General features: G+C 34.5%; 25 protein-coding genes. 22 read left to right on the forward strand and 3 right to left on the reverse strand.

What is annotated here, in order from left to right:
- Positions 1–90 precede the first annotated feature (90 nt).
- Positions 91–1,257, reverse strand: a complete 1,167-nt coding sequence (locus C8P67_RS01290) for a THUMP domain-containing class I SAM-dependent RNA methyltransferase (protein ID WP_115809566.1) — start codon at positions 1,255–1,257, stop codon at positions 91–93.
- Between the two features lie 113 nt (positions 1,258–1,370).
- Here C8P67_RS01290 and C8P67_RS01295 point away from each other — a divergent pair, with 113 nt between their 5' ends.
- Together C8P67_RS01295 and C8P67_RS01300 are read left to right on the forward strand one after the other, a co-directional pair.
- The gene (locus tag C8P67_RS01295) at positions 1,371–2,135 is read left to right on the forward strand and encodes a class I SAM-dependent methyltransferase (RefSeq protein ID WP_115809568.1); all 765 of its coding nucleotides are present in this window, start codon (positions 1,371–1,373) and stop codon (positions 2,133–2,135) included.
- A 133-nt stretch (positions 2,136–2,268) separates the two neighbouring features.
- Complete coding sequence (locus C8P67_RS01300) at positions 2,269–2,937, forward strand: ZIP family metal transporter (protein ID WP_115809570.1); 669 nt, start codon at positions 2,269–2,271, stop codon at positions 2,935–2,937.
- Between the two features lie 74 nt (positions 2,938–3,011).
- Here C8P67_RS01300 and C8P67_RS01305 read toward each other — a convergent pair whose 3' ends face one another.
- Together C8P67_RS01305 and C8P67_RS01310 are read right to left on the reverse strand one after the other, a co-directional pair.
- Complete coding sequence (locus C8P67_RS01305) at positions 3,012–5,399, reverse strand: TonB-dependent receptor domain-containing protein (RefSeq protein ID WP_115809572.1); 2,388 nt, start codon at positions 5,397–5,399, stop codon at positions 3,012–3,014.
- 156 nt (positions 5,400–5,555) lie between these two features.
- Positions 5,556–6,689: a helix-turn-helix domain-containing protein gene (locus C8P67_RS01310; RefSeq protein ID WP_115809574.1), complete on the reverse strand. Its 1,134-nt coding sequence runs from the start codon at positions 6,687–6,689 to the stop codon at positions 5,556–5,558.
- Between the two features lie 156 nt (positions 6,690–6,845).
- Here C8P67_RS01310 and C8P67_RS01315 point away from each other — a divergent pair, with 156 nt between their 5' ends.
- The 20 genes from C8P67_RS01315 (at position 6,846) to C8P67_RS01410 (ending at position 26,689) form a co-directional block, all read left to right on the forward strand.
- Positions 6,846–7,334: an OsmC family protein gene (locus tag C8P67_RS01315; protein ID WP_115809576.1), complete on the forward strand. Its 489-nt coding sequence runs from the start codon at positions 6,846–6,848 to the stop codon at positions 7,332–7,334.
- Positions 7,335–7,445: 111 nt separating this feature from the next.
- Positions 7,446–8,621 (forward strand): cation:proton antiporter, encoded by a 1,176-nt coding sequence (locus tag C8P67_RS01320; RefSeq protein WP_115809578.1) that lies wholly within the window; start codon positions 7,446–7,448, stop codon positions 8,619–8,621.
- A 108-nt stretch (positions 8,622–8,729) separates the two neighbouring features.
- The gene (murQ, locus tag C8P67_RS01325; protein ID WP_115809580.1) at positions 8,730–9,545 is read left to right on the forward strand and encodes an N-acetylmuramic acid 6-phosphate etherase; all 816 of its coding nucleotides are present in this window, start codon (positions 8,730–8,732) and stop codon (positions 9,543–9,545) included.
- A 20-nt stretch (positions 9,546–9,565) separates the two neighbouring features.
- Positions 9,566–9,784 (forward strand): DUF6095 family protein, encoded by a 219-nt coding sequence (locus tag C8P67_RS01330; protein WP_115809582.1) that lies wholly within the window; start codon positions 9,566–9,568, stop codon positions 9,782–9,784.
- Positions 9,784–10,356, forward strand: a complete 573-nt coding sequence (locus tag C8P67_RS01335) for a pentapeptide repeat-containing protein (RefSeq protein ID WP_115809584.1) — start codon at positions 9,784–9,786, stop codon at positions 10,354–10,356. The genes C8P67_RS01330 and C8P67_RS01335 overlap by 1 nt, the downstream gene beginning before the upstream one ends.
- 47 nt (positions 10,357–10,403) lie before the next feature.
- Positions 10,404–11,396 (forward strand): PDDEXK nuclease domain-containing protein, encoded by a 993-nt coding sequence (locus C8P67_RS01340; RefSeq protein WP_115809586.1) that lies wholly within the window; start codon positions 10,404–10,406, stop codon positions 11,394–11,396.
- Between the two features lie 28 nt (positions 11,397–11,424).
- The gene (locus C8P67_RS01345) at positions 11,425–12,000 is read left to right on the forward strand and encodes a DUF1572 family protein (protein ID WP_115810092.1); all 576 of its coding nucleotides are present in this window, start codon (positions 11,425–11,427) and stop codon (positions 11,998–12,000) included.
- 253 nt (positions 12,001–12,253) lie between these two features.
- Complete coding sequence (locus C8P67_RS01350; RefSeq protein ID WP_115809588.1) at positions 12,254–12,628, forward strand: DNA topoisomerase IV; 375 nt, start codon at positions 12,254–12,256, stop codon at positions 12,626–12,628.
- 72 nt (positions 12,629–12,700) lie between these two features.
- Positions 12,701–13,471, forward strand: coding sequence for a TerC family protein (locus C8P67_RS01355; protein ID WP_115809590.1), 771 nt, complete (start codon positions 12,701–12,703; stop codon positions 13,469–13,471).
- 1 nt (position 13,472) lies between these two features.
- Positions 13,473–13,703: a nitrate/nitrite transporter NrtS gene (gene nrtS / locus C8P67_RS01360; protein WP_115809592.1), complete on the forward strand. Its 231-nt coding sequence runs from the start codon at positions 13,473–13,475 to the stop codon at positions 13,701–13,703.
- A 49-nt stretch (positions 13,704–13,752) separates the two neighbouring features.
- Positions 13,753–15,672: a DUF294 nucleotidyltransferase-like domain-containing protein gene (locus C8P67_RS01365; protein WP_115809594.1), complete on the forward strand. Its 1,920-nt coding sequence runs from the start codon at positions 13,753–13,755 to the stop codon at positions 15,670–15,672.
- Positions 15,672–16,343, forward strand: coding sequence for a 3'-5' exonuclease (locus C8P67_RS01370; RefSeq protein WP_115809596.1), 672 nt, complete (start codon positions 15,672–15,674; stop codon positions 16,341–16,343). The genes C8P67_RS01365 and C8P67_RS01370 overlap by 1 nt, the downstream gene beginning before the upstream one ends.
- 295 nt (positions 16,344–16,638) lie before the next feature.
- Entirely contained in the window at positions 16,639–17,949 is a 1,311-nt protein-coding gene (locus tag C8P67_RS01375; protein ID WP_115809598.1) for an MFS transporter, read from the forward strand.
- An 88-nt stretch (positions 17,950–18,037) separates the two neighbouring features.
- A complete protein-coding gene (gene kduI / locus C8P67_RS01380; protein ID WP_115809600.1) occupies positions 18,038–18,874 on the forward strand; it encodes a 5-dehydro-4-deoxy-D-glucuronate isomerase in 837 nt (278 codons plus the stop codon).
- Positions 18,875–18,897: 23 nt separating this feature from the next.
- Complete coding sequence (locus C8P67_RS01385) at positions 18,898–19,692, forward strand: gluconate 5-dehydrogenase (RefSeq protein WP_115809602.1); 795 nt, start codon at positions 18,898–18,900, stop codon at positions 19,690–19,692.
- Between the two features lie 21 nt (positions 19,693–19,713).
- Complete coding sequence (gene uxaC, locus C8P67_RS01390) at positions 19,714–21,114, forward strand: glucuronate isomerase (RefSeq protein ID WP_115809604.1); 1,401 nt, start codon at positions 19,714–19,716, stop codon at positions 21,112–21,114.
- 185 nt (positions 21,115–21,299) lie between these two features.
- A complete protein-coding gene (locus C8P67_RS01395; RefSeq protein WP_115809606.1) occupies positions 21,300–22,322 on the forward strand; it encodes a sugar kinase in 1,023 nt (340 codons plus the stop codon).
- A 199-nt stretch (positions 22,323–22,521) separates the two neighbouring features.
- On the forward strand, positions 22,522–23,193 hold the full coding sequence (locus C8P67_RS01400; protein ID WP_115809608.1) for a bifunctional 4-hydroxy-2-oxoglutarate aldolase/2-dehydro-3-deoxy-phosphogluconate aldolase: 672 nt from the start codon (positions 22,522–22,524) through the stop codon (positions 23,191–23,193).
- A 255-nt stretch (positions 23,194–23,448) separates the two neighbouring features.
- On the forward strand, positions 23,449–24,906 hold the full coding sequence (locus C8P67_RS01405) for a tagaturonate reductase (RefSeq protein WP_115809610.1): 1,458 nt from the start codon (positions 23,449–23,451) through the stop codon (positions 24,904–24,906).
- A 166-nt stretch (positions 24,907–25,072) separates the two neighbouring features.
- Positions 25,073–26,689, forward strand: a complete 1,617-nt coding sequence (locus C8P67_RS01410) for a UxaA family hydrolase (protein WP_115809612.1) — start codon at positions 25,073–25,075, stop codon at positions 26,687–26,689.
- Positions 26,690–26,691: the final 2 nt, after the last annotated feature.

Here is a 26,691-nt window from a genome sequence, read left to right on the forward strand (position 1 = left end):
TTAATGAATGTATACTTAAAAAAAAAATCCCGATAATCAGTCCTTTGAAAAGATAATTATCGGGATTTAATATTTTTATTCAAAAATTAACTATTCAGAATCAGTAACCTGAAACTTAGTCCTCTTACTTCCCTCATACATTTCATATTTCACCAATCTGGCTTCAATACTTGCATTAAAAAGTTTGATTTTTCTAGAAGGTTTTAATCCTACAAATTTCAAAGCTTCAAGATTTCCTGTGATGAACCAGGCGTTGGTTCCAGGATAATTTTTCTTCAAAGTATCACCAATATTTTTATAGAATTCTTCCATGTGTATATCTAAACGCTCATCATACGGCGGATTAAAAACCATGTGTAATTTCCCCTGTGAATTTTTCTCCGTATCAAAAAAGTTATTTTCCTCTACCGAAACGTACTCTGTTAAATTAGCATTTCTTACGTTGTCTTTTGCCTTTTGAACGGCAGACGGCGCTTTGTCATAACCCTTTATAGTGTAATGAAATTCGCGAACGCGCTTCAATAAACTATCCTGAATATTATCGAACAAACCATTATCCCAATCGTTCCATTTTTCAAAAGCAAATTCTTTACGGTTAATATTCGCAGGAATATTGCAGGCAATCATCGCAGCTTCTACAAGGAAAGTTCCGGAACCGCACATCGGATCCAGGAAATCTGTTTGTCCGTCCCAGCCTGAAAGCAATAAAATTCCAGCAGCCAAAACTTCATTTATAGGAGCAATATTAGTAGCAGTTCTATACCCACGCTGATGTAATGAATTACCAGAAGTATCTAGAGAAACCGAAACCTGATCTTTATCAATATGAATATTAATTCTTAAATCCGGAAAAGCTTTATCAATACTCGGACGCTGACCAGTTCTTTCTCTAAACTGATCCACAATCGCATCTTTACATTTTTGAGACACATATTCAGAGTGATTAAAATACTCCGAATGCACTGTTGTATCAATCACAAAAGTCTGGTTCGCATTGATATATTTCGACCAATTCGTCCCGCGAATTCCTTTATATAAATCTTGTTCGTTTTTTGCCTTAAAAAAATAAATTGGTTTCAAAATCTTCAAAGCAGTACGCAAAGACAAATTTGCTTTGTACATAAATCCTTTGTCCCCTTTAAAACTCACCATTCTCACCCCCTGCTCCACATCTTGTGCACCAAGCATTTGTAATTCTTTTGCCAATATTTCTTCAAAACCAAAAAAGGTTTTGGCAATCATCTTAAAATTCTCCATTTCCCTGTATAAATTCCAATAATTAAATTTCAAATCCCAAACGGCCTGAAATAGTATATTTTCTGCAAAAATACACTAAATTTGCGGGACTTAAATTAATTGAAAAAGAATAAATGTCCGATTCTGTAAATAACAAAACACAAATTAACTCTGCCAATCCCGAAAATTGGTTTGCCTCTTGGTTCGACAGTCCTTATTACCATATACTTTACAAAGAAAGAAATTATAGAGAAGCCCAGCTATTTATGGACAATCTCACTCATTATCTAAATCTTCCTGAGAAAGCCAAAGTGCTGGATTTAGCTTGCGGAAAAGGAAGACATTCAATCTACCTGAACCAATTAGGTTTCGATGTTATTGGTGCCGATTTATCCGAAAACAGCATAAAAGAAGCCCAAAGAAACAGCAACAAAACTTTGCATTTTCAGGTGCACGATATGCGTGAAGTCTTCGAAGACAAATTTGACGCTATTTTCAATTTGTTTACAAGTTTTGGTTATTTCGAAAATGACGAAGACAACTTAACGACATTAAAAGCCATCAAAGCAAGCTTAACCGAATATGGTTTTGCTGTAATCGATTTTATGAATGTGACCAATGTGCTGAATACTTTGGTTCCCGAAGAAATAAAAACCGTAGATGCAATTGATTTTCATATCAAACGTTACTTAAAAGACGGACACATTTGTAAAGAAATTGATTTTGAAGACCAAGGTCAGAAATATCATTTCACCGAAAAAGTAAAAGCGCTTACACTAAAGGATTTCGAACAAATGATGGAAGAATCAGGCATTTTCCTGTTGGATATTTTTGGAGATTATAAATTGAAAAAATTCCACAAAACAGAGAGCGAAAGATTGATTATGATTTTTAAGTAATTGTTTAATCGGGTAATTGTTTAACTGTTTAATCGATTAAATAAAGACGGTTAAAGTAAACAGTTAAACAAATAAACGATCAAACAAAAAAACGGTTAAACGATTAAACATTTAAACGGTTAAACAAAAGAAAATGAACTACCTTTTACCTTTACTTTCCGTACTGCTTGGTTACTTTATCGCCTTATTTTTAAAGCCAAAAAGTAAAACCAATCTAAAACTTCTCCTTGCATTCAGCGGGTCGTTTTTGTTATCACTCACGGTGATGCATTTACTTCCGGAAGTGTACGAAAGCCACAATCATAATATTGGTGTTTTTATAATGCTGGGAATTTTGTTCCAAATCATATTGGAATTTTTCTCCAAAGGTGCCGAACATGGTCACGTACATGGCCACGACAAAATGTATCAAATTCCGTGGTTGTTGTTCATCAGCCTCTGCATTCATGCGTTTTTAGAAGGATTTCCGGTAAGCCATCATCACGATTTAGCGTTGGGAATAGCCATTCATCACTTCCCGATTGCCATTATTCTGACGACTTTTTTCATCAATGCATCACTAAGCCGAAATGCAATCTTTTTCTTTATGATCACCTTTGCAGTCATGACACCATTAGGCACCGTTGTCTCGGATTTCATACCGCAATTAAATGATTATTACACCGAAATAACCGCCGTAGTCATTGGTATTTTATTCCACATTTCCTCAACTATTATTTTTGAAAGTAGCGAAGGACACAAATTCAATATCGCCAAAGTTTCGATGATTGTAATCGGAATTATTTTGGCTTGCTTTATATAACAAATTAATTAGATAATTAGTCAATTTGATAGTGAGATAATTTTCTAATTGACCAATTGTCTAATCATCTAATTTTAATTCCCCGTTCTCTTTCTTTCCTCCTGATTTCCAAAATTGCGCTCCTTCACGTTGATTTTTTTGTTTCCAAAATTATAAACCACAGACAAACGTACAAATCGGTTGCTTTCATTTTGGCTGTAAACCTGTTTCACTCCATTTACAACCGAAACAAAATCTTTTAAATAAGAAGTATTAAAAATATCATTGGCCAATAAAGCAATCTGCATTTTGTTATTGAACAAATCCTGTTTAAAACCAATATCAAAACTTGAGGCATACCCAACTTCATACAAACCACTTTTAACAGGCGTACTGTAACTAAAATCCATCTGAAGCTTGGTTGTTTTTCCTAAAACAAAAGTATTGTTTGTCGAAAAATCAATCTGCATGCTATTGGACGGCGTTGCATTTATATCTTTTATAAACTTAGTTTCTGAGCCTAAAAAGTATACTGAATTTTCACTCTGCCACCAATCTCCAAAACTAGCCGAATAACTTTCGCCCAAACCATAATTCAAACCTTTAAAATAGTTTTCACGGGTTACAATCTGAGTGTTCGTTTCAGGATTTGACGTAAAAATAACACCGTAACCATTTTCAATTATATTCACAAAAACGCTCGTTCTCAAAACTTCTTTGTACGAATGTGCCAACTCAAAATTATCGCTAAATGAAGGTTTCAAAAACGGATTTCCTTCAGAATAACTATTACTGTTAATGTAAATTCTAAACGGATTTAGTAAATCAAATCGGGGTCTGTTGATTCTCTTTCCATAATTCAGGCTGAAAGTATTGTTTTCATTTCTTTTATAAGAAGCATAAAAAGTTGGAAACAACTTCAGATAATCATTTACGTTTTCCTGATTCAGCGTTTCCGAAAATCCGTTCGTCTGAGTGTTTTCAAGTCGTAATCCCACTTGAAGATTCCATTTTTCATTTAACTTTTTGTCACCATTGATGTAAATAGCCTGATTGTTTTCGGTGTATTTAAATTTATTAGACTGACTCGGATCTAACACAGGAGTTCCCGAAATAGTGTTGTAATAAAGTACATCACTTACGCTATTTGTAAAACTCATTTTTGCGCCATAAGACAAATTTATTGCCTTGAACGGATGTTGTATATCTGCCTTAAAACTCCAGTTATCAATATCCTGATTCGAAATATTTCTTCCCGCCTGATTTACATCAATAAATTCCATATCTGGTGTGTAATTATTGGCAACAAAATCTCGGTCGAACTTTGAATTGTAGTTAAAATAATCCACATCAAAAGACAATTTTCGGTCCAAAGAATCTAATTTGGTAAGTAAATGAGCATTGTAAGTCTGGTTTTTTGATCCTTTATCGGTAAAACTTTTATTCAAGGTAATATTCTGTAATTCGTTTTGAATATTATATTTATCAATTCGAATATCTGAACCAAAATCAGGATTATTTCTATCATTCAAAATCTGAAAGCCAAAAGTAGTACGCTCAGAAAAATCATAATCCAAAGCCAGTTTTCCCGAAAGGTTTTCATTCTTCACTTTTGTTGTGCTAGCCATGTTCGAAAGTCCGTCAGGAAAATACATTTCAAGATTTTCATCAGCGTTTTTATAACCGGTTTTTCCATTCACGCTTGCCGAAAATCGGAACTTATTTTTATTGTAAAAGAAATTATTTCTCAAAGTATAAATTCCGTACTTATTCTGATCGTATGAAGCCGTTGTTGTGTTTTTCCAAGAATCACGAACACCTTTTTTCATAATAATATTGATCAGTCCGCCAAATCCATCCGCTTCATATTTCGCCGGCGGATTGCTGATAATCTCAATATTTTTGATATCACCTGCCGAAATTGATTTCAAAAAGTTATTCAGTTCTTCGCCAGTTAATTCAATCAGCCTTCCGTCAATCATGACACGCGAAGTTCCTTTTCCTAATATCGTTATCAAATCATTTTTGACTACAACTCCAGGCGCTGTATTAATCGCGCTCAAAGCATCACCTCCAGCTGTTGTAACATTGTTTTCGAGATTGTAAACCAGACGATCCGTTTTCTGTTCGATGGTTTTCTTTTTAGTCTGAATAACAACTTCAACTAATTTGGTCTCATTTTCTTTGAGAATAATAGTCCCTAAATCTGTATCATTTTCTAATGAAATTTCTTTTTCATAATCGGCAAATCCCGAAAGACTGATTCCGATTTTATAAGAACCGTTTTTAAGATTTATTTCAAAACAACCGTCTTCCTTTGAAGTAGTTCCGTCAATAATTTTTCCTTCGTGATTTAAAATTGAAATATCTGCCCATTCTAATGGAGCTGTTTCACTTGCAATTTTCCCTTTTAATTTTAATGTAGATTGTGCGAAACAAAACAAAGGCAATACTAAAAAGATAAGGAGATGTAATTTTTTCATGGTTTCTAATTTTAACTTGTTCGATTAATTTGAAGCAAAGTTGCCTTAGAAAATCTCCCTACGCGACCGACAAAAAAAAGTCGAACCATTTTCTAATCATGAAATTGGTTCGACTTTATTGAGTGGGAAGTACGACTTTTTACAAAGCCTTTATTTTCAACTGTTACGGTAAGCAGTCGGCGTTAAATTCGTATATTTTTTGAAAGAAGTATTGAACGACGATTTTGAATTAAAACCCACTTCGTATAAAATTTCAAGAACTGTAAGCTGGTTTTTTGACTGATCTTTTAGAATATGCATGGCTTTTTGAATGCGATATTCATTCACAAAATCAAAAAAATGCTGATCAATATGATGATTAATCAAAATGGATAAATCCCGAACCGGCATATTAATCTGATTGCTCAGTTCCTGAATCGTAAGCGACGGATCAAGAAACGGCTCTTTTTCGGTCATATATTGTTTCAATTCAGTAATTTGATTTTTGATTGAATCGTTTTGTACATTTTCTGACCCCAGTTTTTCATCAGCTTCCGGCAGAATATCTTTCGTTAATTTCAATTTAGAATTAATTCCCCTAAAAAGTTCCGGATGCTTTAATGCTTTCATAATAAACCAACAGGTTATAAACAAAGCAATACTCCCAACGAGTACATTTGCCCAAAGAAATATTTCTCTTAAAACGATATAACGCAGTACATTTTTTGATACCACAAACAAATGCGCCGAAAGAAAAACACAGGTCATCTGAAAAAGCCATTTGTATGTTGATGTACTTGGATTGGCGTAATTTTCCAAATAGATTTCTTTGTATTTTCTCAAAATCAAAAACACACTCACGATATAAAACACATATTGAAATTCTATTAAAATCTGAATAAAATAAATCTCAGACATTTGATTTAACGGTCCGATAAAACTTCCATCTTCAATACTTAGATAAATTCTCGGAATAAAAAGTAAATTGGTAATAATAAAAGGAAGCAGATGAACTAAATGTTTCCATTGTAATTTAAAATCCGAATAACAGGCAGAAAGCACATAAAGATAAAACGCCGGCATCCCTAACAAACAGAAAGTTGATCTAAAAATCTCTAAATTCCTGTGATTTTCATTGTATATGTACGTAAAAAATCCGCTGAGATCAATAGCAGAGAAAATAAAAAAGAAAGCAAATAAACGGTTCGCCAGTTTATTATCGGTTTTGACCGTCAGCAGAAAAAATGCCATCAATAAAGAAACAAAAACTGAAATTTTGGCTATCCCTTCTAATAAAGCTAATTGATCCATTTATTTTTTAATGTTTTAACAAATATAGCATTTTAGTTCACTTTGCAAGATGCAAAATGTCATCAACATTTATAAACAAAAGCTAATTTTTGTTGTCTTGAAAAAAAACTTCGCATCTTTGCTCTATTTCGAAAGCCAATAAAACAACTAGAGAACATGGGATTCAAACATTTATTTAAAGCAAAATTGAATTGGGATTCAGTTCCAAAAGAACCGATTTCGACTTCCAGAAAATACATTAAAAACCATCAAATTGCTATTGAAGGAAAAGAAATTTTAAATCTTTCGGCTGCCAAAGCGTTCAAAGGCGATCCCAATTTATACAATCCCGAAGATTTATTATTGAGTTCTGTGGTTTCCTGTCACATGATGTCGTATTTGTATGTATGTTCCCAAAACGGAATTGATGTCGTTTCCTATCAGGACGATGCTGGGGCTACTCTCGAAGTTTCAGAAAATGGTTCAGGGCGTTTCATAGAAGTACGATTATATCCAAAAGTAGTGATTCAGCAAAAAGAAAAAATTGCCGAAGCATTAAACTTGCATACAAAAGCAAACGAACTTTGTTTTATTGCTAATTCCTGTAATTTTAAAATTGTTCACTTTGCAACTTGTACCAATTCTCCAGTTATCGAAAGCTTCTAAGGTAAATAATTCCATTTTCGTTGTAGCTTCGTGCAACAAATCCGTTATATTTACAAAACAACTAAAATAGACTTCCCCTCTATACTATAGGACTGAACATAAAATCAACAAATGACAACATCTATCATAATATCAATATGTCTTTTATTGATTCTTGCTTATATATTTGACATCACTTCATCAAAAACAAAAATCCCTTCGGTTATTCTTTTGCTGGCTGTGGGTTGGGCTGTAAAACAGGGAACTGATTTTTTTGAAATTCGTGTTCCAAATTTAACCTCCATATTACCCGTACTTGGAACTGTAGGACTAATTTTAATTGTTCTGGAAGGTTCTTTAGAATTGGAATTAAACAAATCAAAAATTCCGTTTATCGGTAAAACTGCTCTTGTCGCTATTATACCAATGCTTCTTTTTAGCTTCGGACTGGCGTTTGCTTTTCATTATTTCGGGAACGTTTCTTTCAAAGTTGGGTTGGCTAATGCTATTCCGCTAGCTGTGATAAGCAGTGCAATTGCTATTCCGAGTGCACAAAATCTTATCTCAAAAAACAAAGAGTTTATCACTTATGAGAGTAGCTTATCGGATATTTTTGGTGTAATCCTTTTCAATTTTGTTTCGCTCAATGACGATATTGGAGCTTCGTCAGTAGGTCATTTTATTTTAGAAATACTTGTAATTCTAATCATTTCATTTGTGGCAACATTAGGACTTGCCTTTTTATTAAGTAAAATAAAACATCCAGTAAAATTTATCCCCATCATATTAAGTATCGTCCTGATATATGCTGTTACTAAAATATATCATTTGCCAGGGCTGATTTTCATACTCCTTTTTGGTCTTTTTCTGGGTAACCTTGACGAAATCAAAGGCAATAAATTTATTCAAAAACTACAGCCAAACCTTTTGAATAAAGAAGTTCATAAATTCCACGAACTTACTACGGAAATTGCTTTTTTAGTAAGAGCTCTATTTTTTCTGTTATTTGGCTATTTAATTGAAACGAGCGAATTATTAAACACAGAAACCATCGTCTGGGCAATTGGAATTTGTGCTGGAATATTCGCTTTGCGTTATATAACGCTTAAAATATTTAAAATCAACATCAAACCTGCTTTATTTATTGCTCCAAGAGGCCTGATTACCATTTTACTTTTCCTATCAATTCCTGACAATCAAGTAATTGATTTAGTCAATAATTCATTGGTTATACAAGTCATAATTCTGAGCGCATTAGTAATGATGTCTGGACTTATGAGCCATAAAACAGATGAAGAAAACAATTAAAATCATCCTCTAAAATTTGCCTTATACGACTGTTGCTACTATTAATTTATTTAAGTTTGTAATACTAAATAAACCGTGTTTGTTTTACACTTTTGAACCTTAAAAACAATGACTTTCACCAAAACCACCGAACAATCTTCGAAATACGAACATCTTGAAAAAATGTCCGTTAAAGAATTGATAACCAATATTAATCAGGAAGACCAAACTGTACCTTTAGCAGTTGAAAAAGCTTTACCGCAAATAGAAACATTGGTAACCGAAATTGTTTCGAAAATGAAACTGGGCGGACGCTTATTCTACATTGGCGCCGGAACATCAGGACGTTTAGGAATTCTGGACGCATCGGAATGTCCACCTACTTTTGGAGTTCCTTTCGATCTAGTTGTTGGTATTATTGCAGGTGGTGACACTGCTATCCGCAGAGCTGTAGAAAATGCAGAAGACAACGCCACACAGGCTTGGGAAGATTTAAAAACTTTTAACGTAAACGAAAATGATGTGGTCGTAGGAATTGCCGCTTCGGGAACAACTCCTTATGTTATTGTAGGCTTACAGACCTGCAATGAAAATAACATCAGTACAGGAAGTATTTCCTGCAACGCTGGAAGTCCGCTTTCGCAAACAGCAAAATTTCCTATCGAAGTTATTGTAGGCCCTGAATTCGTAACAGGTAGCTCCAGAATGAAAGCAGGAACAGCACAAAAATTGGTTTTAAACACCATTACAACTGCCACTATGATCCAGCTTGGAAAAGTGAAAGGAAACAAAATGGTCGATATGCAGTTGAGCAACAGCAAACTAGTGGATCGTGGCGTAAAAATGATAATGGGAGAAATTCCGGTAACTTATGAAGAAGGTTCTGAATTACTCGCAAAATATGGAAGTGTGAGAAAAGCGGTTGATTTTTATAATGGACAGTAAACAGATTTCAGAAACAGAAAATGGCAAACAAAGAATTATTAGCAAAAGGAATTAAATATTTGACAGGAGCTTTACCGCTAATGTTCATAGGTCCTACTGTAATTTACAATGCATTTATGAACCAGCATACCAATTGGCATTATTTAGTTTTAGGCATTGGAATCATTGCCTGCCTTGCCTCAATGTATTTAATGTTTAAAGGTTTGAAAATAATAATGAACGGTATATTTAACGACTAATGGAAGACCTGATACATATTCAAAAAACATTTGAAAAAATTACTTACATAGGCAAGAAAATTAACAATCGTGAATTTGAAGACTGTGTTTTCAAAAACTGCGATTTCTCTAATAGTGATTTTTCAAATAATAGTTTTATGGATTGCGAATTCATAGAATGCAATTTATCAATGACACAATTAGGAGGTTCAAGCCTTAAAACTGTAAACTTCAGAAACTGTAAACTAATGGGAATTCAGTTTCAGTCTTGTCAGGATTTTTTGTTCAATGTGCAATTTCAGGATTGTATTTTGGATTATAGTTCTTTTGCGAATAAAAAAATGCCGAAAACCAAATTCAATTCATGTTCCCTGAAAGAAGTCACTTTTATTGGAACCAATTTGACTCAATCGGTTTTTGGAAACTGTAATTTGGACAATGCCATTTTTAACGATACTATTTTAGCCGGTTCCGATTTTACCACCGCATATAATTATAAAATTGATCCCGAATTTAATCCGATGAAAAAAGCAAAATTTTCCAGTCAGGGAATCGCTGGGCTTTTGGATAAATATGATATAAAAATTGAGTAATTGTTTGCATTATCTTACGTATATTGTAGCTATCTAAAATTCAATACATGGAACTCCAAGAACATTTTGCACACATAACAACGCTTATATCCAAAGCAAAGGAAAATGCTTTCCATGCCGTAAACAAAGAATTGGTAACTCTTTATTGGCGTATTGGAGAATATGTAAGCCAGCAAGTAGAAAAGAAAGCTTGGGGTAAATCAGTTGTAAATGATTTGTCTCTTTTTATTAAAAAATCTGAACCAAACATTACTGGTTTTTCTCCTCAAAATATATGGAGAATGAAGCAGTTTTTTGAAACTTATAAAGATTTTGCAAAACTCGCACCACTGGTGCGAGAAATTACTTGGACAAATAACATTATCATTTTACCCTGTAACTCTGCTGAAGAAAGGGAGTTCTATATCAAAATGTCCATTCGAGAAAAATGGACAAAAACAGAACTACAAAGACAAATCAATTCCTCTTGTTTTGAACGAGTAATGCTCGCAAATACAAAACTCGCACCAATGGAGCGAGTTTTATCAAAAGAGGTAACAAATACATTCAAAGATACTTATGTATTAGATTTACTTCAATTACCTGAAATTCATTTGGAGAAAGATTTAAGAAAAGCAATTACACAAAACATAACCAAATTTCTATTGGAATTTGGGAGGGATTTTGCTTTTATGGGAGAAGAATATCCATTACAGGTAGGAAATCAAGATTTCGCTATTGATCTTTTGTTTTATAACAGAAACTTAAATTGCATGGTTGCTATTGAATTAAAAATAGAAAAATTCAAACCAGAACATTTAGGACAGCTTAATTTTTATCTAGAAGCACTTGATAGAGACATTCGTAAACCACACGAACAGCCTAGTATTGGCATATTATTATGCAACGGTAAGGATGACATTGTTGTAGAATATGCTTTGAGCCGGACAGTATCACCAACATTAGTGGCAGATTATCAAACAAAATTACCTAGCAAAGAATTATTACAACGCAAGTGGAAAGAAATTTTAGAAACACTTGATTTGGAAAAACACAACTAACATAAATGTTTTTAAACTCAAAACCATTATGAACGCAACGACATCTTACCTTGAAAGTGTAAAAAAGCAGTTTCTCTACTATAAAATGCTGGGAGAAAAAGCAATAGAACAATTGGAACCGGAACAATTATTTGTGTCGGTCAACGAAGACACGAACAGCATTGCCGTGATAGTAAAACACCTTGCAGGAAACATGTTGTCGCGCTGGACGGATTTCCTAACTACCGATGGTGAAAAGGAAACTAGAAACAGGGACGGCGAATTTGAAAATGACTTACAGACAAAAGAACAAGTACTGACTGAGTGGAATACTGGATGGGATTGTTTTCTGAAAGCATTGGACAGCTTACAGCCCGAACAGCTTTCGAAAATTATCTATATCCGAAATGAGGGCCATACCGTTATTGAAGCCATCAACAGACAACTGGCGCATTATCCATATCATATTGGGCAGATTGTTTTTTATGCTAAACAGCTTAAAAACAGTGAATGGGATAGTCTATCAATTCCTCGAAACAAATCAAACAGCTATAATGCCGATAAATTTGCCAAAGAAAAAAGGATTAAAAATTTTACTGAAGAAGAATTTAGACGAATGAAATAGGGGCGCAAAAATCAATGGCAATATCAATGTCAATCCTAAAATCTAAAATCTGAATTCTTAATTCTTAATTCTGAGATCTGAAACACTGCCCCAGATGGAAGTGGAAACCCCACAGGGCTAAATCCTATTTTTTCTTGTACCAAAAGAGCGACCAGCGGAAGCTCCTTTTGGTACATTAGAAAAAAAGGAGATAGACCGAGGAGTTGGAACGGACAGCTGGATCAGGCACCAAATAATTAATAAAACTAGCTAAATGAAAAAATTAATCTTGCTCCTCACACTACTATCACTAATGTCATGTTATGATGTGGAGCGCAACTGTAAAGATTTTAAAACTGGAAAATTTGAATTTGAATACGAAATTAACGGCGTTAAAAAAACGACTGTATTTGAACGCAATGATAGCATTGAAATTGAGACTTTTGAAGGAAAAACAGATACTTCTACCGTTCGCTGGGTGAATGACTGCGAATACATTTTGCAGAAAAAACACCCAAAAAATAAGGCCGAAGAGAAAGCGATCAGCATGAAAATTTTGACTACCTCAAAAAATTCCTATACCTTTGAATTTGGGATGGTAGGATCCGATTCTAAACAAAAAGGAACGGTTACTAAGATTTCAGAATAATGATTACAAGCTGTAGTCAGCAGATTAATAAATTATAAAAACATAATAAAAACAAACCCTTAACAATAAAAAATGGAAATTTTTCTGAACCCAGATGCTTGGATTGCTTTATTAACGCTTACTTTTTTGGAAATTGTTTTAGGAATTGATAACATCATTTTCATCTCAATTGCAACTGGAAAATTAGCTGTAGAAGACCGCAAAAAAGCAACTAAAGTGGGTATGTTTTTAGCAATGTTTATGCGTATTGCATTGTTGTTTGGAATTAATTTCCTCACCCAAATGAAGAAACCTTGGTTTACCATTGACTGGAGCTGGCTTCATGCAGGGGTTACGGGACAAAGTCTTATTTTGTTATTTGGAGGATTGTTCCTTATTTACAAAAGCACCAATGAAATTCGCGAGAAAGTAGACGAAAAAGGCCATGAAGAAAAAGAATTAGGTAAAGCGGCCGCAAAGTCTTTCCAGAGTGTAATTCTTCAGATTATAATGATTGACTTGGTTTTTTCTTTTGACAGTATTTTGACCGCTGTGGGAATGACCAATGGCGTTGAAGGCGCCTTGATTATTATGATTACAGCTGTGGTGATATCGGTTTTGATTATGATGCAGTTTGCGGTTCCTGTTGGGAATTTTGTAAACAAACATCCTTCCATTCAAATATTAGGATTATCCTTTTTGATTTTAATTGGATTCATGTTATTGACAGAAAGTGCGCATTTGTCCAATGCTCTTATTTTCGGAAGTCACGTAACTCCTGTACCAAAAGGATATTTATACTTTGCAATTTCATTCTCTTTATTTGTAGAAATAATAAATATGAGAGTTACCAAAAAGAAATAATATGCTTTCTAAAAATATAAAAAATGCTTTGATTATTGCTGCTGTAGTGGGAACTATATTAAACACCATTAACAGTTATGATGTGATTTGGGAAAGCAATTTTACTTTTAGAAATGTTTTAAGAATAGTCTTGACCTATATAACTCCGTTTTGCGTTTCGCTATATTCTTCTACATTAGCATCAAAATCATTCGAAAAAACAAATACCAAAAACACAGTTACTGAAAAGTAGCTGTGTTTTTTTTTATAAATTTTAGTTTCAAAAACATTATTCAAATTCCATGAAAAATACTATTTCGCATAGAGTTGCCGATTTCCTAAAGAATTTCCCTCCTTTTACATTTTTAAATCAAAATGACATTGAAGTTCTATCTGAACAGATTTCAATTATTTATAAAGAAAAAGACAATGTGATTTTTGCTGAAAATGATGAAACTCACGACTCTTTTTATGTTGTTCACAAAGGTGCTGTTGCACTAAGAAAAGGGGTAAAAAATGATACAATTGATATGTGTGATGAAGGAGATATCTTTGGATTACGGCCTCTTATCGCTAATGAAAATTATAAAATGGAAGCTAGGGCTTATGAAGAAACCATACTTTATTCAATCCCAATAGACATTTTTAGGCCTTACGCTTTGCAGAACAAAGATGTTGGAAATTTTTTAATTCAGAGTTTTGCTTCAAATACTACTAATCCCTACTCTGAAAGCTACAGAGGAAAGCTGTATGGCGAAACATTAGCTGGCGATCTGCTGGATAATACGCCGCAAATATTAGATATTCATCCGGTCAAATATTCTAAAAAAATAGTAACCTGCTCATCTGCAACTCCTGTAAAAGAAATTGCTCAAATGATGACTAAAAAAAATGTAGGCGCTATACTTGTTGTTGAGGATAAACTGCCTATTGGTATTATCACAGATAAGGATTTGCGAAATAAAATCGTTACCGGCGAATATCCAATTACATCTGCTGCATCAGTAATCATGACAAGTCCGGTTATTACGTATCCTAAAAATCTGACTACGACACAAGCGCAAATGGCCATGATGAAAAGCAACATAAGCCATATATGCCTTACTAAAGACGGTACGCCAAACACAAAAGCGGTTGGTATTCTTTCGAAACATGATGTAATGGTATCGTTAGGAAATAACCCTGCAGTCCTTATAAAAGCTGTAAAAAGAGCCAAAAAATATAAAGAAATAAAACCGATACGGGCAAGTATCATGCAGTTACTGCAAGGCTATTTAGACCAAAACATTCCAATAACACTGACATCAAAAATCATTACCGAATTAAATGACGTTTGTATTCAGCAGGTTATTGCAATTGCATTAAAAAAAATGCCTACTCCTCCTCCTGCAAAATTTGCTTGGCTGGCAATGGGAAGTCAAGGACGAAGTGAGCAATTACTGCAGACTGATCAGGACAATGCTTTGGTTTATGAAGATGTTGCTGAAGAATTAAAAGAAAAGACCCAAAAATACTTCTTGGAATTGGCCGCTCATGTCAACAAAGGACTATTTGAAATTGGATACGAATACTGCCCTGCTGAAATGATGGCATCCAACCCAAAATGGTGTTTGAGCCTAGAAGAATGGAAAAAACTAGTTCACCACTGGATTACTAATACAGGAAAAGATGAAGTCCTCCTATCCTTTATCTTTTTTGATTACAGCCTTTCCTATGGTGACAGTGAACTTGCAAATAAACTTTCAGATTATATTTTAGAAGATATTAAAGCTAATCCGGTTTTTTATCTTCATTTGGTGAGCGGTGCTTTGCAAAGCCCATCTCCTACTGGTTTTTTTAGACAATTTTTATTGGAGCAGGATGGCGCTAACAAAGATTTCTTCGATATAAAAAGAAGAGCATTAATGCCATTAAGCGATGCTGCAAGAGTATTAATTTTATCCCATTCAGTAAAATCAATCAGTAATACTCCAGAACGTTTTGAAAAACTCGCCGAATTAGAACCTCAAAACAGAGAATTATACTTATCCTGTGCCTATTCCTATAAAGCGCTTTTAAAATTCAGAACCAAACAAGGACTGCTGCATAATGATTCTGGGCAGTATATCGCTTTGGAACATCTTACCAAATTAGAAAAAATCAAATTAAAAAGTACTTTTAAAACCATTAAAGAACTACAGGAAATTATCTCCATTCGTTTTAATCCATCAAACATTTTGTAATGAAGAACTTTTTTGAGAAATGGAAAACCATACTGTTTGATTTTTTAACAATAACTAAAAAACCAATTGATGAATCACTTTTACACAGTGTTGAAAACACCCGCTTTGTAGTTTTAGACACCGAAACCACTGGCTTTGACTACGACAATGACAGAATGCTCTGCATAGGAGCTATAACTTTAAAAGATGGTGTCATTGCAATATCTGAAAGTTTTGAAATGTATATTCATCAGGAACATTACGATAAAAGCAGTGTGCAGATTCATGGTATTCTAAGAGATTTAGTTATGGAAAAACCCAGTGAATTAGAAGTGTTGCAGCAGTTTTTGACTTTCTTGGGAGATTCTATCATCATCGCTCATCATACTATATTTGATATAACGATGATTAATCGCGCTTTAGAACGAAATGGTCTTCCGCTGTTAACCAATAAAACTTTGGATACGGCGTTTCTCTACAAGAAAACACTAATCAGATCTAATATTTTAGAATATAAAGATCATTACGCACTTGATGATCTTGCCGACAAATTTGATATTTCTAAAAAAGACCGCCATACCGCAATGGGCGATGCTTATATTACCGCAATAGCTTTCCTCAAAATTGTAAAAAAATTAAAAGAGAAGAAAAGAAAAGGCGAATTCCTTTTGAAAGACCTCTTCTATTACTAGACAAAACAGTTATTTTGTCAAAATTTATTACCTAAGTATTCCTTCAGCCTTAATTATCTGCGTAACTAAAAATAGATTTTCTATTTTAGTTACGCAGATAATTACTTTTTATATCTTACATAATCGATTATTAAGCTGTCAATTCTAGCTTTCCCTTAAAAAAACATATTCTTTTTTTCTATATCAAAAAAAAATCAGTTAATAAATTGTATATCTCAAAATAAAACCTATTTTTGTGTAATCGATTACATTAAATAATTACAATTAACTGAACCAAAATAAAATTTAGGGAATTATGAATAATCAAAACATTGGTAAATACAGATGGACGATTTGCAGCTTAGTCTTTTTTGCTACGACAGTAAATTATTTAGACAGGAATGTAATAAGTTACCTAAGACCATTTTTAGCGGAAGCTTTTCATTGGTCACCTGAACAGGAAGTAATCGATTATGCAAATATTGAAATAGCTTTTAAAATTGCTTACGCCTTAGGAATGCTGATGGCAGGCGGATTTATTGACAAATTAGGCACAAAGTTAGGTTATGCAATCGCAACTGGTTTGTGGAGTTTAGCTGCGGTTGGTCATGCCTTTGCAACTGGAACAGGAGGTTTTATAATTGCACGAGTATTTTTAGGAGTTACCGAAGCTGGGAATTTTCCAGCAGCTATAAAAGCCACTGCCGAATGGTTTCCGCAGAAAGAACGGGCTTTAGCAACAGGAATTTTTAATTCTGGGAGTAATATTGGAGCCATAATCGTTCCATTATCTGTTCCATTTATTGCTGAAAATTATGGCTGGCAATGGGCTTTTATTGCAACTGGAGTTATTGGTTTTATATGGCTGTTTTTGTGGTTTATATATTATGAAGTGCCTCAAAAACAAAAACGTCTTTCTCAGGCGGAACTTGAATATATTACTGCAGACAAAACGGAAGTAATTGAAGAAGAAAATACAGAGAAAGCATCTTGGTTAAAGCTGCTTACTTTTCGCCAGACATGGGCATTTGCTATTGGTAAATTATTAACTGATCCAGTTTGGTGGTTTTATTTATTCTGGCTGCCGGATTTCTTAATGAAACAGTACAAACTTACTTCAACCGGAATTATCTGGCCTTGCGCATTAGTTTATGTAATTGGAAGTATTGGAAGTATTGGCGGAGGATGGCTGCCGCTAAAACTAATAAACAAAAACTGGCCGGCTTACAAAGCCCGTAAAACAAGTATGCTGCTTTATGCCTTTGCAGTTTTGCCCGTTTTGTTTTCCCAGTATTTGGGTTCAATCAATATGTGGTGGGCGATTTTGGTTATAGGTTTTGCCGTATCTGCTCATCAGGCATGGAGCGCCAATATCTTCACAACTGTATCGGATATGTTTCCAAAAAACGCAACTGCTTCAGTGACTGGAATCGGTGGAATGTTCGGGGCGCTTGGGGGAATTTTGTTAACTTTACTGGTTCAGAAAAATATGTTTGTTTATTACACCAAAATTGGCAAAATAGAAACGGGTTATTTCATCATGTTTTGTATTTGTGGCGCTGCTTATTTATTAGCGTGGCTGATCATGCATATTTTGGTACCAAAAATGAAAAAAGTAGAATTATAATTTTTAGCTAAATAAAATTCACTTTGAATTATGTTATTTAAATATAAAAATATAATTTTGTGCAATCGATTACATTAAACTTTATACCATGACAAAATATAGCTCACGATATGCTTCAAGCCCAGAAGCCGTAAAACAGTATGACACTAAGCAGTTAAGAGATGAATTCTTAATTGATGATTTAATGCAGGAGAATGAAATTTCATTGACATATTCCCATTATGACCGATATATAGCCGGCTCAGCAGTTCCGGTTAAAGATCTAACATTGGAAACAATAGATCCATTAAAAGCAGGCTACTTCCTAGAACGCAGAGAAATGGGAATTATTAATGTTGGAGGAAATGGTTCTGTAGTTGTTGAAGGAACTGTATATGAATTAGGTTTTAAAGATGCCTTATATATTGGAAGCGGTAACAAAGAAGTGATTTTTAAAAGTGCGGATTCAAAAAATCCTGCAAAATTTTATATCAACTCTGCTCCTGCTCATACCAATTATCCGACTAAAAAAGTGAGTTTGGCGGAAGCTAACAAACTAGAATTAGGAACAATGGAAACTGCTAATCACCGCACGGTAAATCAAATGATTATTGGCAGCGTTGTTACTACCTGCCAATTACAAATGGGAATGACCGAATTAAGACCTGGAAGTGTCTGGAACACTATGCCTGCTCACGTTCATGACCGCAGAATGGAAGTTTATTTCTATTTGGATATTCCAGAAAATCAAGCAGTATGCCACTTTATGGGACAGCCGCAGGAAACAAGACATATCTGGATGAATAATCATCAGGCTGTGATTTCGCCACCATGGTCAATACATTCAGGTTCAGGAACAAGCAACTATACTTTTATTTGGGGAATGGCCGGTGAAAACCTTGATTATGGAGATATGGATGTTTGCAAAATAACCGATTTAAGATAATTAATAACAATTAAATAAAAAATATGTCAATCAACCTTTTTGATTTAACTGGAAAAATAGCATTAGTAACTGGCGCAGTTCATGGACTTGGAATGGCAATGGCAAAAGGACTTGGTCATGCTGGTGCAAAAATTGTAATAAACGATCGTTCTTCACGAGAAACAGTAGACAATGCTGTTGCTGAATATAAATCAGTAGGAATTGACGCTTACGGATATGTATTTGATGTAACTGATGAAGCTGCTGTAATTGAAAATATAAAAAAGATAGAAACAGAAGTCGGTCCAATCGATATTCTGATCAATAACGCTGGAATTATCAAAAGAACTCCTATCATTGATATGGAAGTTAAAGATTTTGCCGAAGTTATTAACGTAGATCTAATCAGTCCTTTTATCATGTCAAAAGCAGTTGCCAAAGGAATGATTGCTCGCGGTAACGGAGGAAAAATCATCAACATCTGTTCTATGATGAGCGAATTAGGAAGAGATACTGTAAGTGCTTATGCTTCTGCAAAAGGAGGTTTAAAAATGTTGACAAAAAGCATGGCTACAGAGTGGGCAAAATTCAATATCCAGACAAACGGAATCGGTCCTGGATACTTTGCAACAACTCAAACTGCTCCAATTAGAGTAGACGGACATCCGTTTAACGAATTTATCATCAGCAGAACTCCGGCAAATCGCTGGGGAGATCCAGAGGATTTACAAGGAGCCGCTATATTTCTTTCTTCAAAAGCAAGTGATTTTGTAAACGGCCACATTCTTTATGTAGACGGCGGAATTCTTGCTACCATTGGAAAACCATCAAACGAGTAGTAATATTTCAATAAAATTGCAATGAGTACAAGTTTCATACACGATAATTTTTTACTAGAAAATAAATTTGCGGAAGAATTATATCATAATTACTCCAAAAATCAGCCTATAATTGATTATCACAATCACTTAAATCCGCAGTTTATTGCCGAAGATAAAATTTTTGACAATATTACGAATGTATGGATAAACGGAGATCACTACAAGTGGCGCGCAATGCGTACTTTAGGAATCAATGAGCAGTTCATTACCGGAAATGGTTCTGATAAAGATAAATTCCTAAACTGGGGAAAAACTGTTCCCTATACAATGCGTAATCCTTTGTACCATTGGACGCACTTAGAATTAGCACGTTATTTTGACATTACTGAGTTATTAAACGAAAAATCCGCAGAATCAATTTACGAGCAGGCTTCTGCAAAAATAAATTCTCCAGAATACAGCACAAGAAATTTGCTTAAAAAAGTAAATGCAGAATTTGTGTGTACTACTGAAGATCCTATTGATAACTTAGAATTTCATCAGCAGTTAGCAAAAAGTGACTTTACTACAAAGGTAAGTACCGCTTTCAGACCTGATAAAGCAATCCTTATTTCAAACGACGGTTACAATGATTACATTGATACATTGGGCCAAACAGCTGGCGTAACTATCAATACCTATTCCGATTTATGTTCGGCTTTAAGAAATAGAATTGACTATTTTGACAAAAATGGATGCAGATTATGTGATCATGGTTTGGATCAGGTTTACTTTGAAAACTATACAGAAAGCGAAATAAATGCCATTTTCAAAAAGAAAAGAGAAAATGCAGTATTGAGCAATGAAGAAGCATTGAAATTCCAAAGCGCGATATTATTCTTCTTATTTGAAACATATCATGAATTTGGATGGGTACAGCAGCTTCACTTAGGCGCATTGAGAAACAACAATGCCCGTATGCACCGTATACTTGGACCTGATACAGGATGGGATTCTATCGGAGATTATCCGCAGGCACAAAAACTATCTGGTTTCTTGAATGCTTTGGACAGTAAAGATAAATTAGCAAAAACAATCATTTATAACCTGAATCCTGCTGACAACGAAGTTATGGCTACCATGATTGGTAACTTTAATGACGGAAGTGTTAAAGGAAAAGTACAATTTGGTTCAGGATGGTGGTTTTTGGATCAAAAAGACGGAATGACCAAACAATTGAATGCGCTGTCTAACATGGGACTTATCAGCTGTTTTATTGGAATGCTGACAGATTCAAGAAGCTTTTTATCTTTCCCACGACATGAATATTTCAGACGTATTCTTTGTAATCTTTTAGGTGATGAAATCAAAAGAGGAGAACTTCCTAATGATATGGAATGGATAGGTAAAATGGTTTCGGACATTAGTTATAACAATGCCAAAGAATATTTTAAATTTTAATTTATTTTTGAACCATTAAGACATTAAGGTTCAGTAAGTTTTTAAAAAATAGCAGACAGAATAGGCAGATTTGTTTTAAGAAAATAAAAAATAAACTATTAAGACATTAAGGTTCATTAAGCTCAAAACTTTATTTCCTTAATCTCTTAATGGTAAAAAAAATACTGGTAAAACAATAAAACAATATGAGTAAAGTAGTTTCATTCGGAGAAATAATGTTACGCCTTTCACCAGAAGGGAATTTACGTTTTGGTCAAGCTACATCATTTGGAGCAACTTATGGCGGTGGCGAATTTAATGTTGCTGTTTCTTTAGCAAATTATGGTATAAACGCTGAGTTTGTAACACGATTGCCAGATAATGACATTGGAACCTGTGCCTTACGAGAAATGAGAAAGATGAATGTAGAATCTAAAAACATCGTTTTTGGAGGTGAACGTTTGGGAATTTATTTTCTTGAAACAGGAGCCGGAACACGAGGAAGCAACGTTGTTTATGATCGTGCGCACAGTTCTATGGCAACTATTGAGAAAGGAACTATAGATTGGGAAAATGTACTGAAAGACGCTGCTTGGTTTCACTGGAGCGGTATTACAGCTGCTATATCCCAAAGTGCAGCTGAGGCTTGTCTGGAAGCAGTCAAAGTCGCTCATAAATTAGGTTTAACAATATCATGCGACTTAAATTACAGATCCAAGTTATGGCAGTATGGAAAAGCTCCATGTGAAGTTATGCCAGAAATACTGCAGTACTGTAACGTAATTTTAGGAGATATTGATACAGCTTATTTTATGTTAGGCAAAGCCAAAGTAAATCCAAATTACCAAGACGAGAAAACGCTTCCTGTTTTATATACGGCCTTATTCGATTTACTTCTTAATTTGAAAACAGTTGCTACAACATTGCGCTATTCAGTTAGTGCTTCTCATCAAAGAATTGGCGGTATATTATTTGACGGAAAAGCAATTTATCAAGGAGCTGTAAAAGAAGTAACACCAGTTATTGATCGTGTTGGAAGCGGTGATGCCTTTATGGGAGGATTAATTTACGGTTTATTAGAATATCCGAATAACAGCCAAAGAGCATTAAATTTTGCAGTTGCAGCCTGCTGTTTAAAACATACCATTGCTGGAGATTACAACTTAGCAACATTAAAAGAAGTAGAAAATATGGCAGATGGTGATTCTGCTGGTTTAGTATCTAGATAAAAAATAGACAAACTTTTAGAAGTTTCTAAGATACTAAGTTGCTGAGTTACTAAGATTGAAGTTGATGATTTTAAAAAATATAAATATATTCTGAAAATCAAAGATTTACAATCATAATAAAAATAAATAAAACATCAGAACAAAAAACTTAGAAACTAAGAATCTCAGAAACTTAGCAACTAAATAAAAAAAAACAAAAATGGCAAAATATACGCGGTTAGAAGTTGCAGCAGCAATGAAAGAAACAGGATTAGTTCCATTATTTTATCATACTGATGTATCATTAGCAAAAAAAGTACTTAAAGCCTGTTATGACGGTGGTGCCAGATTAATGGAATTTACCAGCAGAGGAGATTTTGCTTTCGAGATTTTTGGAGAACTCAACAAATATGCGATAAAAGAATTACCAGGAATGATTCTAGGAGTAGGATCAATTACTGATGCTGCAGCTGCTTCGCTTTATATGCAGCTAGGTGCTAATTTTATTGTTACTCCTGTCTTTAGAGAAGATATTGCAATCGCTTGTAACCGCCGAAAAGTATTATGGTCGCCAGGCTGCGGATCACTTACTGAAATCGCAAGAGCAGAAGAATTAGGATGCGAAATTGTAAAATTATTCCCTGGTGAAATCTACGGCCCTCAATTTATAAAAGGCATAAAAGGACCTTGCCCTTGGACGAGCATCATGCCTACAGGAGGTGTTACAACTGCCAAAGATAACCTGAAAAGCTGGTTTGATGCCGGAGCAACCTGCGTAGGAATTGGTTCTCAGCTTATAACCAACGAAATATTATTAAGCAGAGATGTAGATGTTTTAGAAATTCAAGTCCGAAAAACATTAGCAACCATCAAGGAAGTCAGACAAAAATAAATCCATTAGCAAAATCTGATGTAAACCAAACAAAATCAATATTCTGCATAAAAAAAGAAGAGTGTTACGGTCTAGCTAACCACATCACTCAGCACTAATTATGCTCAAAATTTGTCGAGGAAATTGACAGAAAAAGCTAAATAAGCGATTGAACACTGAAAGGAAGATTTAATCCCCAATCCTCATTAAAGGATTAAAACTGATATTCTAAAACCTCAGTCGCTTATTATTACTAACAAAATACTAAAGGAAAAAATGAAAAATTTAAATAGAAAAAATTTAAACTTAGAGAAATTACAGCCTGTTAAAGTAATTCAATTTGGAGAAGGGAATTTCCTAAGAGCTTTTATAGATCACGCATTTCAAGAACTGAACGATACTGTAGATTTTAATGCCGGAATCGCAGTGGTACAGCCTATAGAAAACGGAATGGTGAACATGCTGAATGATCAGGAAGGGCTGTACACCTTGTTTATGAAAGGTTTATCAAAAGGTCAGGAAGTTCAGGAGAAAAAACTAATCACGAATCTGGTATCAGGAATTAATCCGTATACTAACTTTAATGATTATCTGGCTTTGGCCAAAGAAGAAGAACTGCAGTTTATCATTTCGAATACAACAGAATCTGGAATTGCTTATGTAAGCACTGATTCACCAGAAATGCAGCCTCCAAGTTCCTATCCTGCAAAACTAACGGTTCTTTTGCACGAAAGATTCAAACATTTCGGCGGGAATAAAACGAAAGGATTGGCAATTATTCCTTGTGAATTAATTAATTATAATGCCGATACTCTAAAAGAAATTATCCTTAAATACAGCAATGACTGGAATTTAGGAGATAATTTTATTACTTGGATTAATGAAAGCAACTCTTTCCATAATACACTTGTAGACAGAATTGTACCTGGTTATCCAAGAGCGGAAATTGATGAGTACAACAAGCAGTTAGACTACACCGACAATTTAATTGTTTCGGCTGAAACTTTCTTCCTTTGGGTAATTGAAGGCGGAGAAGATTTGAAAGCAAAACTTCCATTTGACAAAACTAATTTAGATGTAAAAATAGTTGCAGATATGCAGCCTTACAGAACCCGAAAAGTTAGAATCCTGAATGGCGCACATACTGCAATGGTTCCCTTTTCATTGATGTACGGAAACGAAACCGTAAAAGAAACTGTCGATAATGATTTCACTGGAGCTTTCATCAACAAAGCCATATTTGACGAGATTAATGAAACAATTGATATGGATAAAAAAGAACTGGATCTTTTTGCCGAAGATGTTCTGGATCGTTTCAGAAACCCATTTATCAAACATAATCTTTCAAGCATTGCTTTGAATTCGATTTCAAAATTTAAGGTAAGAGTATTGCCAAGCATTTTGGGATACATTTCAAAATTTGGAAAAGTACCTGCAAACCTTACTTTTTCTTTTGCCTGCCTGATTCGTTTTTATCAAGGAACTTGGAACGGAAATGCTCTTCCAGTCGACGATAGCAAAGAAATCACAGATGAATTTAAAGCTATCTGGTCTAATGATACTGCAAAAGCAGTTCAACAGACACTCTCTAATACAGAATTTTGGGATGAAGACTTAACAGCTGTTAAAGGTTTGTCTGAGGCAATTGTATTAGCAATAAATGAAATAAATGATAACGGAATTGAAGAAGGTTTTAAAAATTATTTGAAATCTTTTGAATCTGTAACGCTGTAATTAAAACAGCTGCTGCTTGTGAAATGCACGTGTGAAGGATAGCAGTAAAGCTCTTTTTATATAAGGCTTTTTCTGCCTTATATAAAAAAGCGGGAACAGATAGCCTGACCCTTGTGGTCACGCCCAAAAAAAATAAAAGTCAGTATAAATTTTATAATTAATGAAGATGCAAAAGAAATTAATAAAAGTAAACCCTACAGATAATGTTGCGGTTGCATTAGTAAATCTTACTGCTGGTGAGACCATTTCTTTTGAAGGAGAGGCAATCACCATCGAAACTGATGTGAAAATGAAGCATAAAATTGCACTGCATACTTTCGAAGCTGGGCAGCCAATTATTATGTATGGAGTTTTGGTAGGTAAAGCAAGTGCAAGAATTGAAAAAGGCGGGCTTCTGTCCACCGAAAACGTGAAACATGAAAGTGCCAAAGTATCTGGAAAAACTGAAACTATCGGCTGGACTGTTCCAAATGTCGATAAATGGAAAAACCGAACTTTTATGGGATATCAACGAGAAGACGGGCAGGTTGGAACCGAGAATGTATGGCTGTTTTTCCCCTTGGTTTTTTGTGAAAACAGAAACATCGAAATTCTAAAAGATATTTTCGAGAAAGAATTGATGAAGCCTAAAGAAAATGACTATCAATTGTTATTGCGTTCACTTATCAATTCAGAAAATGGTTCGAATGAAACAGTTACAAAAACAGCTGAAAATGATTTATTCAAAAATATTGAAGTAAAGTTTATCACGCATCAAGGAGGCTGTGGAGGCATCCGTCAGGATTCACATAGTTTAGCGAAACTTTTGGCTGGTTATGTAAACAATCCAAACGTTGCAGGAGCTACAGTATTGAGTTTAGGCTGTCAAAACCTACAGATCTCTATTTTTCAAGAGGCAATGAATGCTATCAATCCAAACAGCAAAAAACCGGTTTTAATTTACGATCAGCAGTCCATTGGCACCATTGAAGCAATGATGAGCAGTGTGGTAAAAGATACTTTTGAAGCTATAAAGGAAGCTAATAAAATAGAAAGAACACCAGCACCATTATCAAAATTAAAAATTGGTTTGGAATGTGGCGGTTCTGACGGATTCTCTGGGATTTCTGCCAACCCAACATTAGGAGTAACTTCGGATTTGCTTACGGCATTGGGAGGAACAACTATTCTTTCAGAATTTCCAGAATTATGCGGTGTTGAGCAGGAATTAGTAAACCGATGCAATGATGATGCTGACGGAAAACGTTTCTTAGAATTAATGAAATGGTATGAAAAAACCGTGGTTGATGCTGGTTCAGGATTTGACATGAATCCTTCACCAGGAAACATCAAAGACGGATTAATTACCGATGCAATGAAATCTGCAGGAGCAGCAAAAAAAGGAGGCACCTCCCCTATTGTCGGTGTTTCGGATTACGGTGAATACATTTCAAAACCTGGTCTAAATCTTCTTTGCACTCCAGGAAATGATGTAGAATGTACTACAGCAATGGTAGGTTCAGGAGCAAATATGGTACTGTTTACTACTGGTTTAGGAACTCCAACGGGAAACCCAATTGCACCTGTTGTAAAAGTATCTTCCAATTCTGAACTTGCCAGAAAAATGTCTGATATCATTGACATCGATACGGGTGGCATTATCACAGGTGAAAAATCTATCGATGAAATGGCCGATGAAATGCTGGAATTTATCATTGATGTTGCAAGCGGTACTATAAAAACCAAAGCAGCAATTTTAAATCAAAATGATTTTATTCCTTGGAAAAGAGGAGTTTCATTATAACA

The organism is Flavobacterium aquicola (assembly GCF_003385115.1).
In the GTDB taxonomy this organism is placed as follows: domain Bacteria; phylum Bacteroidota; class Bacteroidia; order Flavobacteriales; family Flavobacteriaceae; genus Flavobacterium; species Flavobacterium aquicola.

Coding starts and splice junctions, on each gene's coding strand:
- C8P67_RS01290 (WP_115809566.1), bottom strand. CDS start 1,257: ATGGAGAATTTTAAGATGATTGCCAAAACCTTTTTTGGTTTTGAAGAA.
- C8P67_RS01295 (WP_115809568.1), top strand. CDS start 1,371: ATGTCCGATTCTGTAAATAACAAAACACAAATTAACTCTGCCAATCCC.
- C8P67_RS01300 (WP_115809570.1), top strand. CDS start 2,269: ATGAACTACCTTTTACCTTTACTTTCCGTACTGCTTGGTTACTTTATC.
- C8P67_RS01305 (WP_115809572.1), bottom strand. CDS start 5,399: ATGAAAAAATTACATCTCCTTATCTTTTTAGTATTGCCTTTGTTTTGT.
- C8P67_RS01310 (WP_115809574.1), bottom strand. CDS start 6,689: ATGGATCAATTAGCTTTATTAGAAGGGATAGCCAAAATTTCAGTTTTT.
- C8P67_RS01315 (WP_115809576.1), top strand. CDS start 6,846: ATGGGATTCAAACATTTATTTAAAGCAAAATTGAATTGGGATTCAGTT.
- C8P67_RS01320 (WP_115809578.1), top strand. CDS start 7,446: ATGACAACATCTATCATAATATCAATATGTCTTTTATTGATTCTTGCT.
- murQ (WP_115809580.1), top strand. CDS start 8,730: ATGACTTTCACCAAAACCACCGAACAATCTTCGAAATACGAACATCTT.
- C8P67_RS01330 (WP_115809582.1), top strand. CDS start 9,566: ATGGCAAACAAAGAATTATTAGCAAAAGGAATTAAATATTTGACAGGA.
- C8P67_RS01335 (WP_115809584.1), top strand. CDS start 9,784: ATGGAAGACCTGATACATATTCAAAAAACATTTGAAAAAATTACTTAC.
- C8P67_RS01340 (WP_115809586.1), top strand. CDS start 10,404: ATGGAACTCCAAGAACATTTTGCACACATAACAACGCTTATATCCAAA.
- C8P67_RS01345 (WP_115810092.1), top strand. CDS start 11,425: ATGAACGCAACGACATCTTACCTTGAAAGTGTAAAAAAGCAGTTTCTC.
- C8P67_RS01350 (WP_115809588.1), top strand. CDS start 12,254: ATGAAAAAATTAATCTTGCTCCTCACACTACTATCACTAATGTCATGT.
- C8P67_RS01355 (WP_115809590.1), top strand. CDS start 12,701: ATGGAAATTTTTCTGAACCCAGATGCTTGGATTGCTTTATTAACGCTT.
- nrtS (WP_115809592.1), top strand. CDS start 13,473: ATGCTTTCTAAAAATATAAAAAATGCTTTGATTATTGCTGCTGTAGTG.
- C8P67_RS01365 (WP_115809594.1), top strand. CDS start 13,753: ATGAAAAATACTATTTCGCATAGAGTTGCCGATTTCCTAAAGAATTTC.
- C8P67_RS01370 (WP_115809596.1), top strand. CDS start 15,672: ATGAAGAACTTTTTTGAGAAATGGAAAACCATACTGTTTGATTTTTTA.
- C8P67_RS01375 (WP_115809598.1), top strand. CDS start 16,639: ATGAATAATCAAAACATTGGTAAATACAGATGGACGATTTGCAGCTTA.
- kduI (WP_115809600.1), top strand. CDS start 18,038: ATGACAAAATATAGCTCACGATATGCTTCAAGCCCAGAAGCCGTAAAA.
- C8P67_RS01385 (WP_115809602.1), top strand. CDS start 18,898: ATGTCAATCAACCTTTTTGATTTAACTGGAAAAATAGCATTAGTAACT.
- uxaC (WP_115809604.1), top strand. CDS start 19,714: ATGAGTACAAGTTTCATACACGATAATTTTTTACTAGAAAATAAATTT.
- C8P67_RS01395 (WP_115809606.1), top strand. CDS start 21,300: ATGAGTAAAGTAGTTTCATTCGGAGAAATAATGTTACGCCTTTCACCA.
- C8P67_RS01400 (WP_115809608.1), top strand. CDS start 22,522: ATGGCAAAATATACGCGGTTAGAAGTTGCAGCAGCAATGAAAGAAACA.
- C8P67_RS01405 (WP_115809610.1), top strand. CDS start 23,449: ATGAAAAATTTAAATAGAAAAAATTTAAACTTAGAGAAATTACAGCCT.
- C8P67_RS01410 (WP_115809612.1), top strand. CDS start 25,073: ATGCAAAAGAAATTAATAAAAGTAAACCCTACAGATAATGTTGCGGTT.